The 14,031-nt window shown below is 74.8% G+C and carries 13 protein-coding genes; 2 read left to right on the plus strand and 11 right to left on the minus strand.

The window, feature by feature from the left end:
- Window positions 1–350: 350 nt before the first annotated feature.
- Both ACWD1U_RS32140 and ACWD1U_RS32145 read left to right on the plus strand, forming a co-directional pair.
- Window positions 351–701 (plus strand): hypothetical protein, encoded by a 351-nt coding sequence (locus ACWD1U_RS32140; RefSeq protein WP_451112884.1) that lies wholly within the window; start codon window positions 351–353, stop codon window positions 699–701.
- Between the two features lie 334 nt (window positions 702–1,035).
- On the plus strand, window positions 1,036–1,257 hold the full coding sequence (locus ACWD1U_RS32145) for a hypothetical protein (protein WP_451112885.1): 222 nt from the start codon (window positions 1,036–1,038) through the stop codon (window positions 1,255–1,257).
- Between the two features lie 240 nt (window positions 1,258–1,497).
- Here ACWD1U_RS32145 and ACWD1U_RS32150 read toward each other — a convergent pair whose 3' ends face one another.
- The 11 genes from ACWD1U_RS32150 to ACWD1U_RS32200 all read right to left on the minus strand — a co-directional run bounded on the left by ACWD1U_RS32150 (window position 1,498) and on the right by ACWD1U_RS32200 (window position 13,959).
- Complete coding sequence (locus ACWD1U_RS32150; protein WP_451112886.1) at window positions 1,498–2,229, minus strand: acyltransferase domain-containing protein; 732 nt, start codon at window positions 2,227–2,229, stop codon at window positions 1,498–1,500.
- 67 nt (window positions 2,230–2,296) lie between these two features.
- On the minus strand, window positions 2,297–3,118 hold the full coding sequence (locus ACWD1U_RS32155; RefSeq protein ID WP_451112887.1) for an AfsR/SARP family transcriptional regulator: 822 nt from the start codon (window positions 3,116–3,118) through the stop codon (window positions 2,297–2,299).
- A 244-nt stretch (window positions 3,119–3,362) separates the two neighbouring features.
- Window positions 3,363–4,202, minus strand: a complete 840-nt coding sequence (locus ACWD1U_RS32160) for a 4'-phosphopantetheinyl transferase family protein (protein WP_451112888.1) — start codon at window positions 4,200–4,202, stop codon at window positions 3,363–3,365.
- The gene (locus ACWD1U_RS32165) at window positions 4,199–6,124 is read right to left on the minus strand and encodes a beta-ketoacyl synthase N-terminal-like domain-containing protein (protein WP_451112958.1); all 1,926 of its coding nucleotides are present in this window, start codon (window positions 6,122–6,124) and stop codon (window positions 4,199–4,201) included. Before ACWD1U_RS32165 ends, ACWD1U_RS32160 begins: the two co-directional genes overlap by 4 nt.
- A 22-nt stretch (window positions 6,125–6,146) precedes the next feature.
- Window positions 6,147–6,905, minus strand: a complete 759-nt coding sequence (locus tag ACWD1U_RS32170) for an acyl carrier protein (protein ID WP_451112889.1) — start codon at window positions 6,903–6,905, stop codon at window positions 6,147–6,149.
- 54 nt (window positions 6,906–6,959) lie between these two features.
- Window positions 6,960–7,817: an AfsR/SARP family transcriptional regulator gene (locus tag ACWD1U_RS32175; RefSeq protein WP_451112890.1), complete on the minus strand. Its 858-nt coding sequence runs from the start codon at window positions 7,815–7,817 to the stop codon at window positions 6,960–6,962.
- A 286-nt stretch (window positions 7,818–8,103) separates the two neighbouring features.
- Window positions 8,104–8,325 carry an acyl-CoA carboxylase epsilon subunit gene (locus tag ACWD1U_RS32180; RefSeq protein ID WP_451112891.1) on the minus strand — a complete coding sequence of 74 codons (222 nt, stop codon included), beginning with the start codon at window positions 8,323–8,325 and terminating at the stop codon, window positions 8,104–8,106.
- Between the two features lie 104 nt (window positions 8,326–8,429).
- Window positions 8,430–10,490 (minus strand): condensation domain-containing protein, encoded by a 2,061-nt coding sequence (locus ACWD1U_RS32185; protein WP_451112892.1) that lies wholly within the window; start codon window positions 10,488–10,490, stop codon window positions 8,430–8,432.
- A 165-nt stretch (window positions 10,491–10,655) separates the two neighbouring features.
- Window positions 10,656–11,513, minus strand: a complete 858-nt coding sequence (locus ACWD1U_RS32190; RefSeq protein ID WP_451112893.1) for a 4'-phosphopantetheinyl transferase family protein — start codon at window positions 11,511–11,513, stop codon at window positions 10,656–10,658.
- Window positions 11,510–12,973: a hypothetical protein gene (locus ACWD1U_RS32195; RefSeq protein WP_451112894.1), complete on the minus strand. Its 1,464-nt coding sequence runs from the start codon at window positions 12,971–12,973 to the stop codon at window positions 11,510–11,512. Before ACWD1U_RS32195 ends, ACWD1U_RS32190 begins: the two co-directional genes overlap by 4 nt.
- A gap of 20 nt (window positions 12,974–12,993) precedes the next feature.
- On the minus strand, window positions 12,994–13,959 hold the full coding sequence (locus ACWD1U_RS32200) for an SRPBCC family protein (RefSeq protein ID WP_451112895.1): 966 nt from the start codon (window positions 13,957–13,959) through the stop codon (window positions 12,994–12,996).
- Window positions 13,960–14,031 lie beyond the last annotated feature (72 nt).

The raw sequence follows: 14,031 nt of genomic DNA on the forward strand, positions 1-14,031 counted from the left end.
TGGCAATAAGTTGCCAGCATTCAGGACAGGTTGGCAATGCCGACTCCAGCGGCGCTCTAGTTCCGGGGACCGCCCGCCGGGTTCGGCAAAGGCGTTCCTCGGTGCGACCCCCAGAGATTTCCTAGCGTTGCCAAGTCATTCCTCATCCTGCCAAGACTTCGCGTTCTCACTGGTCAGGGGCCATCCCTGTTGGCAAAAAGGAGGTCTTTCCCTGCACCGAGAAGTACCTATGACACCCCGCTCGAGCGTGCATCAACCGATTTCCGAGCGATTCCCGAGACTTCCTTGCCAATCTTCTTGGCAAGAGGTTGCCAAGCACCGAACAAGAAATTGACACCGAGGAGCCAGCCATGAAGCGCATCGCCGCCGCCGCCACCGTCGCCGCCGCCATCGCCGCCACCGTGCTCTCCACGGCCGGCATCGCCACCGCGAGCGACATCGGCTGGCCCGTCGCCCCGAAGACCACCGCCACCGCCACCGCCACCACCGACGAGGGCGACATCGGCTGGCCCGTCGCCCCCCGGACGACCACCGCCACGGACGACATCGGCTGGCCCGTCCCCCCGAAGACCACCGCCACCGCCACCGCCACCACCGACGAGGGCGACATCGGCTGGCCCGTCGCCCCCCGAACCGCCGCCGCCACGGACGACATCGGCTGGCCCGTCGCCCCCGGGACCACCTCCGACGACATCGCCTGAGTCTTCGCCGGCCCACCGGGCAACCGGACCCCGCCACCGATACGCCCCCGTCGGCCGCCGGCCGTCACGGGGGCTTCGGCCGTTCCGGGAGCGGCCGCATCCGCGTCGGCACGGCTCTCACGTGTTCCTCGAGCGGCTCTTTAGCGGATCCGGTCAGGATTTCCAGCGCCATACGTCGGAAGCGCCTGCGCGCTGTCCTGTCCCCGCCCGGGAGTCGTCCATGAAGCGTCCGGTTCCTGCACGGCGTGCTGCCCCCAGGAGCGGATGCGTACCTCGGGGGCCGAACCGGGACGTGCCGTCCGACGACGACATCGGATGGCCCAAGAGGTGACGCATGACCACGACATTCAAGTCCCGCCCCCATGAGGACCTGCTCGGGATCGCCGGGGAGGACGGGCTGCGCCGTCGCGCGGCCTCTCCGGTGGCCTGGGCGGGAAGCACCGCCGCTCCCTCGCTCGCCGAGTCGTCACTGGCCGTCTGGTCGGCCCTGGTGACCCTCTCTCGCGTGCGTCTGCGCAGATGCGCGACCGCGGTACGCCGGCGACTCGACGGCTGACCGCCGTCCGCCCCACCCGCCCTGCTCGCCCCGCCGCGTCAGCCCGAGTCGGCCCGAGCCAACCGGACCCAGCCGAGCCAGCCGGACTCAGCCCGAGCCAGCCGGACGCAGCCGAGTCAGTCCAGTGAGCCCAGTCAGTCCAGGTCAGGCAAACCGGCCGAGTCAGCCGCAGGAAGGCCGTGCAGCCGCGCAGCCGCAATGCCGTAAGAAGGCCGCGTCCCCGTGCGCCGTCCCCCGCCCTCAGGCCGCTTCCAGCACCCGCCGGAGCACGGCGTGCACGTCGGCGCGGTGGCGGGCCCACCACAGCGCCTCCCAGTCGATGCGCGGACCGGAGAGCTGCAGATGCGCCATGGCAACCAGCAGCGCCGGCACCTCGCCGGCCGCGACGGCCGTCTCCGCGTCCTCCCTCAGGCCCGGCCCGCACGCCAGCACCCGCCGGAAGCCGGCCGCGCGCAGCGCCGACAGGCCCTCCGCGTCGCCGCGTCCAGGGGTGGGGACATGAGGCGGATGACGGTCAAAACGACCATGACGGTCCGTCAGGATGTGCCGGACCGCCTTCTCCAGGCGCAGGTCCCCCACGACGTGCGCCGCGGCCACCGCGCCGGAGCCGGCCCCCGCCACCGCGCCGATGCGCATCCCCCAGTCCTGCCACGTCCGGTACAGCGCCACCTGGTAGGCGAACAGCGCGGCCCGGCCGAAGTCCGTGCGGTCGAGCAGCCCGGCGTCGGCGCCGCGCTCGGGCGCGAAGACCGCCGCCGCCAAGGGCAGGGGCAGGCGCACGTCGAGCATCCGGCACCCGGTGTCGAACTGCGCGCGGAAGACGGGGAACGCCCCGTACAGGGCCCGCACCATGGCGGGCCGCACCGGCCGTCCGGCGACGAACAGCACCGCCGTCTCGCCCTCCCCCGCCACCAGCACCGGCGTACGTGCTGCTGCGACGGCCGGCCCGGGCCGGCTGCGGCCTCGGGTCATCGGTCCGCCTCCTCCCGTGCGCCGGCCGCCGGGCGCCCCGGCTTGCGCACCTGGCCCACGGGTGCGCTCAGGCGGCGAACAGGTCGAAGGTGGAGGTGTTGCGCGGTCCCGCCAGGACGTCGAGCTGGGGGTCGACGGACAGCATGGCCTGGTGCATGCGCTGCAACTGGGGAGAGGGCTCGACACCGAGTTCGTCGATGAGCCGCATCCGCAGCCGGCGGTAGACCTCCAGCGCGGACGCCTGCCTGCCCGACCGGTACAGGGCCACCATGGCCTGCGAGTGCAGCCCCTCGTGCTGGGGGTGACGTGCCGTCAGGTCGGCCAGCTCGGCGATGAGTTCGGTGTGCCGGCCCAGCCGGAGATCGGCGTCTATGCGCCGCTCGACGGTGACCAGGCGGCTTTCCTGCAACCGCACGACCTCGATGTCGAGCACCGGCCCGGCCTTCACGTCCACCAGGGGGGCGCCGCTCCACAGGTCCAGGGCCGCACGGAAGCGGGCGGCGGAGACCTCGTTGTCACCGGCCCCGAAGGCGGTCCGTCCCTCGCGCACCAGTTTCTCGTACTGGTGGACGTCGACGCAGTCGCCGTCGATCTGCAGCAGGTAACCGCCGTGCCGGGTGACGAGCACGTCCTTGGCGCCCGCCGGTGAGCCGGGTCCCATCGCCGTGCCGAGTTTTCTGCGCAGTTGCAGGATGTACGTCTGCAGGGTCGTCAGCGCGCTCGCCGGGGGCGTGGTGCCCCACAGCTCCTCCATGAGGGTGGGCACGGGCATGACCCGTCCCGGGTACAGCGCCAGAAGCGCCAGCACCTGCCGCGGCTTCCCGGCCGTCGGAACGATCGAACCCCCGTTGACCTCGGCACTCAACGGACCCAGGATTTGAATCTTCACGGTGTCCTCCGCTCGTCGAGCTCGTCGAGTCCTCTGTCCAGTTCCTTTCGATGGCCAGAAAACTGCGTCACGAGCACGCTAGCCGCGTCCGTGCCCCCCGGCGCTTTTCTGCAGTCGCCCTCAAGCGGAGCTCCACGTTCGGTGTGGCGCCGGGTCCTGGAACAGCCCGTCCGGGGGCACCTGTCTCCGTTCACCGGGCACCTGTCCCGTCTCCCGGGCGCCTGTCCGTCCGGGTCCGCGCGTGTCACACGGCCGGGCCGACCGGTTCGGGCAGCGGGATGTCCTGCGGGGCCGCGCGGGCCCACGGGAAGCCGTGGTGGAACTGGAGCACGGCCGACTGCCCGTCCCCGGCCGGTACGGCGACCGCGACCAGGACACCGGGCACCGGCTCCAGCTCCACGAAGCGCCACCGCGCGAACCGGTCCTGCTCCGGCGGCCGGAAAGCGGTCACGCCCCGGTCGTCGTCCAGGGTGAAGGCGAACTCGTCGAAGGGCAGGCCGAGTCCGAGGCCGAGCGCCTTGGAGTACGCCTCCTTCAGCGTCCACAGCCGCAGCACCCGCCGGTCGCGGGCGTGGCCCGGCGGCACCCGCGCCACCCATTCCTGCTCCTCGGGCGCGAAGGTGCCCGTGATGGTGTCGATGCCCCGCGCGTCCCGGTCGAGGCCCTCGACGTCCACGCCGATGCGGTGCTTGCGGACGATGCCGAGGAGGTTGTAGCCGCCGGCGTGCGAGAGGTTGAAGTCCAGGTGGGTTCCGCCGCGCGGCAGTCCGCCCGCCACCGGCCGCAGGAAGGGGCGTCCGCGCCGCGAGCGCCACATGACCAGCTCGCCCTCGGCCAGTCCGGCCTCCAGCGCCAGCGCCCGCCGGACGAGGATGTGCGCGACGAGGTACTGCCGCCGGTCACGTTCGAACAGGAACTTGCCCGCCGTCTGCCGTTCCTGCTCGTCCAGCCAGTGCGCGGCGAGCAGGTCCCTGAGGGCCGGCGTCAGGTCGTCGTTGGCACACAGCCACAACTTGACGGGCGCGGCCTGCTCCGAGGGCGGGAGGTCCTCGGGAATGCGCGTCTCGGGTTCTATGAGGGTCATGACGGCGTCGGCTCGTCCGTCCTCGGGCGCCCGGCCTCCCGCAGCGGCCGACGCAGCATCGCGCTCGTGGGCAGCGCCAGCACCGGCGCCGCACCGGCCGGGTCGGAGGCCGTCACGTCCACCCCGGCCAGCCACAGCCGCGCCAGCGCCTCGAGCCGGCGCCCCCGCCACAGCGCCGCCAGGTACGCGCGGGTCTCGGGAAGGTCCCCGGACAACACACCGGGCTCCTGGGCGCCGCGCAGATCGGCGTACCGCGCGTCCCCGCCGGGACCGCCGGTTCCGGCACCGTGCCGGCCGTCGGCGAACGCCCGGAGCGCGGCGACCAGTTCCCCGGTGTCCCGTACGACGACGGCGAGGCGGCAGTCCATCACGGCCCGGCCCAGCCTGAGTTCACGCGCGAGTGCGGCGAGCTCCTGCCCGCCGTCCGGTACGGCGCCCTGGACACCGTCCGCCGGGAGCGCCCGGTCGGCGAACCGCCGGGCCGTGGCGACGAGGTGCTCCGGTGTCGGCGCGGACAGCAGCACCAGCTCCTCGGACGCCCCGGCCGGTCCGGTCGGCCCTGCCGGAATCGATCCCGGCCTGCGCCGCGGCGGCTCTTCGAGGAGCGCATGGGCGGCCGCGGTGCCGGCCGTCGCGCGTACGGCGATGGCGGCGCGGCGCGGCAGTTCGCGCCCCGACTCGTCGTACGGCCGTACCCACGCCACGGCCGAGGAGTCGCCGGGGGCGGGCAGCAGCGTGCCGTGGCGCAGTTGCAGCACGGCACGCACGAGGGCCGCCAGTCCGGTCGCCGCGCCGGTGTCGCCGGTCGTGGCCGCCGCGGTGGCCCCGGTCTCCCGCAGCGCGACACCGGCCGCCGTGACGCCCGCCGCGGCCAGTGTCCGGCGGGCCAGCCGGTCGTCGGCGGCGTCCGGCGCGCGTCGTCCGGGATGGGCGACGGCCGTGGCCCGCACGACCGCGTGGACGGTGTCGCCGGCGGCCTGTGCGGCGGCGAGCGGTCGCAGCAGTACGGCCCCCACGCCTTCGCCGCCTCCCGCGTGCCGGCGGGCGGGATCGCGCCGCAGGTCGACGGCGCCGACCAGGGCGGCGCCGCACTCCCCGGCACGCAGCGCGGACAGCGCCTGGTGCAGGGCGACGAGGAAGGACGCCTCGCCGCCGCCGACACAGTGGCCGGGCCCGCGCAGGTCCAGCAGGGTGGACAGGCGAGCGGGCAGGCCGGCGCAGCAGCCGGCCGGCGGCACGGGACGCGACCCGGCGGCGGCTGAGGCGTGGCCGGCGGGGGCAGGGGCGGCGGGGGCGTGGCCGACGGGTCCATGGGCGACGTAGACACCGACGCTGCGCGGTTCGCCGTCCACCGCGGTGAGCGTGTCGAGACGGGCGCCGGTGCAGCCGGCCGTCTCCAGTGTCTGCCAGAGCGCTTCGAGCAGGATCCGCTCCTGCGGATCCATCAACGCGGCGTCCTGCGGCGTGAGTCCGAAGAAGACGGCGTCGAACGCGTCGACACCTGCGAGGAAACGCCCCGTCCGCCGCCCCTCACCACCGTCCGGGGGCCCCTCGCCGGCGACCGCGCCCTCCACACCGGCGACCGGGGTCTCGTCACCGGCGCCCGAGGTCTGCCGCCCGGCCTCGCGTCCGCCGAGCACCGCCGTGTGCCAGAAGGCGTCGAGGCCGTCCGCGTCCGGGAAGCGTCCGTGTATGGCCGTGATGGCGTACCCGTCCGCCGGGGCGGGAAGTCCGCCGCCCGCCGGCGCGGTCGTCAGGGCACGCGCCGGCGAGGGCTGGGACACGGCGGCACGCGGTTCGGCCACCGCCGTCGTGAGGTGCGCGTCCCCCACCGGGGGGGCCGCACCGGTCAAGAGGGCCGCCGCCTGCTCACGGCCCAGGTCACCGTTCTTGAAGCGGGTCAGGATGTCCCTGTGGTCCATGGTCTCCACGTGCTGTCCTCGTTCAGGCGGGCCGCGGCGTCAGCAGGGTGACCGCTTCGTCGACCGTGAGCATGTCGTCGCGCACCGCGTCGAGCAGCGCGTTCACCTCGTCCTTGGTGAGGTCGCTCCGTGCCGCGTCCGGCGCGGCGCCCGGCCCGGCGAGGCTCCCGGCCCCCGGCGCGCCCGGCGCCGCACCGGCGATGTACTCCGCCATGGCCGCGAGACTGGGGTGGTCGTAGAGCGTGACGGGCCGCTCGGTGAGCCCGTACGCCCGGTTGACCGCGGCCACGAACTCGGCGGCCAGGATCGAGTCGAGTCCGAGCAGCGGGAAGTTGGTCTCCGGATCGAGTTCGGCGGGGTCGCAGCGGACGGCCGCCGCCAGGTGGCTGCGCAGCTCCTCCAGGACGGCGTCCGCGCCGGACCCGGCGGACACACCGGACCCGCCGGACACGCCGACGCGGGTCTCCGGGGCAGCCGGCGCACGGCCCTGCGGCGCGGCCTGGACGCCGGCCGCGGCGAGGTGGCGGGCGAGGTCGGCCGGACCGGGGTGTTCGTAGAGCGCGGCCGCGGTGATGGCGGTGCCGAAGCGGGCGTTGAGGGCCGCCACGAACTCTGCGGCGAAGATGGAGTCCACGCCCAGCACCTGGAAGGGCTGTCGCGGATCGATCCGGCCGGGTTCGACGTCCAGCGTGTCCGCCAGCACGGCCGTCAGCCCGGCGAGGATGTCGGCCGCGGGGCCGTCGGGGTCCGGAAGCGGAGCGGTCTGCGGCTGGCTGGTCAAGGCGGGCGCCTCCTGTTCGGTGCCGGTCTCCCGGGAAGGGACGGGTGGTGCGGGTCAGCCGGCCGGGGCCAGGCTGTGCTCCGGCGGGGACTGCGGGGAGGGCCCCGGCACCACGGGCAGGGGCATGCCGTCCTGGGTGGCGGCCAGGATCGAGTGCTGCAGACGGCGCAGCCGCGGGGAGGGTTCGATCCCGAGGTCGCGCACGAGGCTGGTGCGCAGCCGCTGGTAGACGCCGAGCGCCTCGCCGCGCCGGCCCGCGCGGTGCAGCGCCACCATGAACTGGGCGTGCAGGTTCTCGTGCGTGGGGTGACGACTGGTCAGCACCGTGAGTTCGGCGACCAGTTCGCGGTGCCGGCCGAGCCTGAGGCCGGCCTCGACGCGCTGTTCGAAGGCGCACAGGCGGCTCTCGTCGAGCCGCGCGGCCTCCATGGTCAGCTGCGGTCCCTTCGGTACGTCCGCGAAGGCCGTGCCGTTCCACAGCTTCAGCGCGCTGCCCAGCAGGCGGGAGGCGCCGGTGAAGTCGCCCGCGTCCATGGCCCGGTAGCCCTGGCCGGCCAGCTGGTCGAACTCCCGCACGTCGCTGGTGCCGCCGTTGCAGGCCAGCAGGTATCCCCCGGGCAGGGTGATCAGTACGTCCTTGGCGGTACGGGGCTGCTCGCCCTCCCGGGCGGGGTCCTTCGCCAGGGCCGCGGCGATGAGTTCGCGCAGTTGCAGGACGTAGGTCTGCAGGGTGGTGCGGGCGCTGCGCGGCGGCCGGTCCGACCACAGCTCCTCGACGAGCGAGTCGACCGGGACGATCCGGTCGGCGTGCAGGGCCAGCAGGGCCAGGACCTGGCGGGGCTTCGGCGCGGTAGGGGCGACGGACACGCCGTTCTCCCTCACATCCAGTGCGCCCAGTACGTCGATGTCCACGCCGTCTCCCTCGTTCGCGTGCGCTGCGGGCCCTCTGATTAAAAAACAGCGCATACGGTCTGTCAATAACAAACCGCATGAGCCGTTTTTAATGTCCCCCGCAAGGGATACCCGTCGACGCCACGCTCCTTCAACTACGTTTGCACCAACGCACTGTGGCCTCCAGATGGCCACTCGGCCACCCATGGACGCCCTTTCAAGCCGCTCTTGAGGGGACGACCGAAACCAACCATCGCGCAAGCGTGGCGCATCAGAAAAAAACTGTGCGGTCTGTTACGGGGCTCCGTCACCGCGGGCGAGGAGGCGCCCGTACGGCGTCCGGGCCCCGCCACCAGCCGGAGTCGTTCGACGGTCCTCCGGCCTCCTCGTCCGCACGCGTCCCGCCCGCCCGCAGCGCGAGCAGCACGGCCATGAGCGCGGCGAGTTCCTCCTCGCCGGGCTGTCCTCGCTCGATGCGCAGGGCGGACTCCTGCTGCTCCCCGAGGGTTCCGCGGTCCGAATCGCCCATGCCCCTCCTCCGGCGTCCCGGTCACCGTCGGGCATCGCGCTCGACGCCCGCTCTCACTCCGCTCGAGCGGCGGCGCGGCGGCGCGCGTCCGTCACCGCACCGGGTCACACAGAGCGCGCGCGGACGGACCGCAGGGCCCGCAGAAGCGCGCGGGCGCTCTCGGCGGCGTCGCCGGTCCCCGTCATGATCACGGTCGTCGGCCCGTCGGTCCGGTACGGAGCGTCGCGGGCGATCTCGTAGGCGGCCCGGCCCGCGGGCCCGCACCCGCACAGCACCAGCCGGCGTCCGGGACCCGGCAGTTCCCGCGGGCCGAGTTCCCGCAGACCGGGGGGCGGCGGCAGGCCGCCCGCGTCGTCGAGGACCAGGGACACGATCCGCTCCGGACCGTCGTACTCGCTGAGCAGCAGGTCGTAGGCACCGGGCGGCACTCCCGGGACCATGACCAGGCCGATGACGTCCGCCCCCGGCTCCCCGGCGCGCAGCACCGCGAGGGCGAAACCGCGCGGCCCGGGCTCCTGCCGCGCCGCCAGCGGCACCTCGCCCGCCCGCAACAGGTCGAGGACCTGGGCCACGGTGACCCGCTCGTCGTGGTGGTCCGGCAGCAGGCGCAGCAGGTGCATGCACTGCGACAGCGTCCCGGAGGCGTCGGCGTCGGACAGACCGGCCCGGTCGTGGGTGGCGGTCAGCGTCAGCCCGCCCCGGCTGTCGTGCCGCGCGACGAGGGTCACCGGCAGACTCGTGTCGCTGCTGACGCTCTGCGGTACCTCCACCCGGATGCCCTGCGCGCTCAGTTCCGACCGCAGCGCCTTGGGCAGCTCGGGCGGGGTGTCGAAGCGAACGAGCGTGTCGGTGAGGCGGTCACCGGGGTCCCGGCCGCTCCACTCACGGATCAGGTCACCGGACACCCAGGGGTAGGCGCTCAGGTCGAGCGCGGCGTCGCGCACCTGCCGCAGCAGGTCCACCAGAGGGGCGGCGGGGTCGACCGTGACGGTCACCGGCAGCGGGTTCCCGAGCAGCCCGGGGATGTCGGCCGCGCCCCGCAGCATGAGATCGCGCCCGGAGAGGTGCATGCCGAAGCTGACCGGGGCCGGGCCCGGCACTCCCGCCGCCCGGTACAGCAGCAGCGCCCAGACCGCGTGCAGGGCGCTGCTCTCGCCGGCGCCCCAGGCCGCGGCCCAGGAGCGCAGGCGCGCGGTCTGGTCGGGGCGCAGACGGCGCTGGATGCGTCCGGGGCCGGAGTTGCGGGTGCGTCCACCCGGCCGGCCGGGGCTCACCGCGGCGTGCGCGGGCGGGGCGGCCGTGGCCCAGAACCGCCGTGCGACGTCGGTGTCCTGATCCCGGAGCCACTCCACGTGGTCGCGGATGTCGGGCCGCCGTTCACCGCCCGGTACGACGCCGTCGGCGAGGTAGGCCCGGTAGAACTCCCGTACCAGGAGCTGGGCGCCGCGCTCGTCCAGCAGGGCGTGGGGGTAGCTCAGCAGGATGCGGGTCGGTGCCGTCCGGCCGGTCGCGTCGTGCTGCGGCGGGCCGTCGAGCAGGGTGACGCGCAGCAGTCCGGGGCGGTGCAGGGCGAATTCCCTCGCCCGGTCGCGCCGCAGGAGGTCGTTCCAGGCCACGGTGGTGTGGCGGTGGTGGACGACCTCGACGGCCGCCCGTTCGTGCAGGACGAGCCGGGGGGTGCCGGTCCAGTCGAAGGAGGCGCGCAGGACGACCTCGCGGTCGGTGACGGACTGCCAGGCCGCGGTGAACCGGCCGATGTCCAGCGGGCCGGTCCAGGACCAGTGGAGCTGCTCGATGTGGCGGCCGGCCGCGCCGGGCCGGTTCACGGCGGCGAGCAGCAGCTCGCGCTGGTGCCCCCTCACCGGGACGGTGCCCAGGCACGGGGGCTGCAGCAGGTCGGCCAGCAGCTCCGCGGTGAACGGCACCGGTTCCGGGCCCGCCGCCTCGCCGGCCGGGCTCAGCCGCACCAGGTACCGGCCCGCCTCCTCCTCCAAGGCGACGGAGTACGTGCGGTGCCGGGTGGCGAGCCTGGCCGCGACCGCCTCGGCCTGGGCGGTGCCGAGCGGCCCGCACAGTTCGAAGACCAGCGCGGAGCCGGGTGCCGCGCCGCCCGGCTCGTGGACCACGGCGAGGACGGTCCCGGCCTGCGCGTCATGGCTGCTCATCCGCTCTCCCGGATGCCTGGAACCACCGTCGCGGCGTGGCGGACCGGCTCCCCGGTCTCCCTCTCGGCTCGGCGGACCGGCTCCCCCGCCTTCCTCTCGCATCGTTCCCGCACCCCGCCCCCTGCCCCGTGCCTCGCAGTCCGCAGCGGCCGCCCGCCGTCCCGCTCACCGCCCCCGTTCATCGCCGACCGGGGCTCCAAGCCCCCAAGACCGTACTGTCTGCGCAGGTGAGGGCCCCGTCCGTGCGAGTGCGCCTGGATCGTCGCGCAAGCGGTCCTCGACCTGGCCCGTGACCTGGCAGGCCTCGCTGACCAGATAGCGGTCCCGGACCAGGCTGGTGGTGAAGGACCAGGCGCGGGCGGCGGGCGAGTCGTCGGCGAGCACCGCGTGCCCGTCGCCGTCCCAGCGGAAGCCGACGGTGCCGAAGCCGCGTCGCATCCCCTGCCCGAGCGTCTTGGTGTACGCCTCCTTCAGCGTCCACAGCCGCAGGAACCGCGCCGCCCTCCGGTCGTCGGGCAGCGCGGCGAGCACTTCGGCCTCCCGGGGGGTGCACACCTGCCCGTGCAGCGCCTCGAAGGACACCCGCCGGGTGATCGACTCGGTGTCCACGCCCACCGGTCCGCGGCTGCTCACGGCGACGACGATCAGCTCCTCGGTGTGGGCCAGGCTCAGCCACAGCTCGCCCCCGAAGCCACGCAGCGTGGGCTGCCCGCCGGGCAGGTAGGCGATGTCCAGGGCGGCCGGGGCGGTGTAGAGGACCGCCGCGGCCGTGTGCTTCATGACCACGCGCGACACGGCGAAGGCGAGGCGCCCGGCCGCAACGGGGTTCTGCCGGTAGCGCGGCCGGTCCCGGCCGAGCAGGCCGCGCAGCTCCGGGTCGAGCAGGGCGGAGGTCAGCCACTCGCCCCAGGTCGTGTGGACGACGGCCCGCCCCACGGACTCGAACCGGTCGCACACCTCGTCCCACGGACCTTCGGGCCCGGCCACGTGCAGCGGCGCCCCGGAGGGCTCTGCGCCGGTCATGTCCCGCCCCCACCCCGCCGCCGGCCTGCTTCTGTCCCTGCCCCCGCCCCGGTCCTCGTCCCCGCCCCCGCCCACAGCAACTCCGTGCCGTACACGTCGCAGTCGACGCCCTGCCGGGTCCGCTCGGCGAGCTCCACCCACACGACACCGGCCGGGTCGACGGTGGGCCCGGGCAGCGGGGCGCCGAGCCGCCGGGTGACGCGGGCGAGCGCGAGCAGCGCCCAGTGGGGGCCGCCGAGGAAGCCCTCGGCCTCCTGGCCGACCCCCAGCACGGCCGCGGCCAGCAACAGCAGGGCCTGACGGTCCGCCAGGGCTCGGGCCACCGGGTCGGCCGCGCCGGTGGGCCCGGACGCCGGGTACGGCAGGCGCAGCGTCCGCTGCTCGGTCGCCAGCCGGCGGGCGACGCGGGTGAGCGCGGCGACGGCCGGATCGTCGTCGGTGCGCTCGGCCAGGCGGGCGGCGGCGACGGGCAGGGCCCCGGCGACGTCGGCGGTGGACACCGCGCCCACGCGCCTGCCGGTACGTGCCGCGACCGTCCGCCCGAGCTGGAACAGCTCGCGCGGCACGGCGTGTTCACCGCCCTCCCCGGGTTCCTCCTCGGCTCGGAAGGTGCCGGTGGCGCCGGCCGGGTCGGCGAGCGAGGGCAGCGCGCGGACGAGCCGTGCCCGGCAGGCGGCCGCGGCCGCCGGGTCCGCCCCGGCCGCCACACGGTCCGCCGCCAGCTTGGCGAGAGCCCGGCGTTCGGCGGTGTCCGGCCCGAAGCCGCTGCCGTTCAGGACGAGTTCGAGGTCGTCCAGGACCTGGCCGACCAGTTGGGGCACGATGTAGCCGGTCGCGGCGGTCAGGGCCGGCGTCCCGCCCGCGGTCGGGTCCAAGGCTCGCAGCGCCACCGCGGTCAGGCTCTCGCAGGCCAGCAGGTCGGCGAAGTCCGCGGCCAGCACGGGCTGCCACTGCCGTATGCCCGGTTCGTGCGCGGCGAGGGAGTCCACGAGCCGTGCGGTCGTGTGCAGCGCGCCCCCCGCCGCCGCGATCAGCGCCGCCGGACCGAGCAGCGCGCCCAGTTCACCACCCGGCCCGCCCGTCTCCCCACCGGCCACGGCGCCGGACAGCGGACGGACGGCCCAGGCGTGAGCGAGGCCCAGGTCGCGGCGGAAGAGCGGGCGCAGCACGCGGACGATCCCGTCGGCGCCGATGCGGCGCACGTCGGCCGGCCCGGGGAGCACGGCGCCGAGCGCGCCCGAGGCGGCCGGGTCCCGCTGCCCGGCGGCCGGCGCCGTACGGCCGTGGGGACCGGCGGGGTCGAGGGGGTCGCCGAGCAGCACCTCCAGCCACCGCGCGCGCAGCACGACGTCGACGGACAACGGCCCGTCGCCGAGGGACGGCACATCGGCGTGCGGCGGCGTCGCGGCGGGCCCCGCGGCCTCCTCCGGTGCGAGTGGACCCGGTCGGGTGAGCGTCATCGCCTGCTTCCTCCTCGTCCTCATGGCAACCGGCGTACCGGGCTCTCGGCATGCCACCTGGCCAGGCGCAGCGTCTCCCGGCTCTCCCGCCCCAGCCGCTCGCGCACCTGCCGGCGGGCGTCCACCGGCAGGGCTCCCGCCCCGAGGGCGGACTCGACCGACTCCTCGCGGAGCAGCACCCGGTGCGCGCACACCACCGTCAGCCCCGACTCGTCCGGTACGAGGCTCCACTCACCGCTGTGCGCGGCGATCGGCCCGGGCGGGGCCGTCTCCTTGAAGACGATGCGCCCGGCGTGCGGGAAACACAGCCGTACGGTCTCGGAGCCGCCCGCCCCGCCGGAGCCTGCCGTGGGTCCGGCCTCGGTCGCGCACGTGTGGAGCACCACGATCTGCGTGCCCGGCCGGTCCTCCCGCACGCTGCTGTCGTCGACGTGGGGGATCAGCACGGGCCAGTCCTCCACGCGGTACAGGAAGTCGTAGACGAGTTCGGCGGGGCCGTCGACGCGCAACCGCTCCTCGAAGGCCAGCAGCAGTTCGTCCAGCCTGTCCCACCGCTCGGCCGCCTCCCGCAGCCGGGCCAGCCGCTCGGCCACGTCAGCGTCGAGGCCGTCCGGCCCCGCGGCCGTGTACGGGTACGGCGTCTCCTGACGCAAGGTCACCAGCGACCGTTCGGCGCCGTCGGGTTCGACACTCCAGGAGCCGGCGACCGTGTCACCGGGCCAGTCGGGGTCCTCCTGCTCGAAGCCGACGGAGCGCGCCTGCGGTCGCAGCGTGCGCCGCAGACGCGAGGAGCGGACACGGCCGTCCTCGAACTCCCAGGCCAACAGCGTTTCCCCGGCACCGTCGAAGTCCATCCGCTCGACGTGGACGTACGAGGGCAAGAGCACCGGCCAGCGCGGGGCGTCGGCGAGCATGCCGTAGACGACGTGTGCGGGTGCGGCCACGGAGACGGTGCGCCGGGCGGAGTGCACTCGCTGGGACGGCATGAGCGACCCCTCTCGTCACAGTGCGCCGCCAGGCTGTCCCGCGCGCCTCGAGCGGCGCTCGAGCCACGGCCG

This window comes from Streptomyces sp. NPDC002788 (assembly GCF_053592115.1).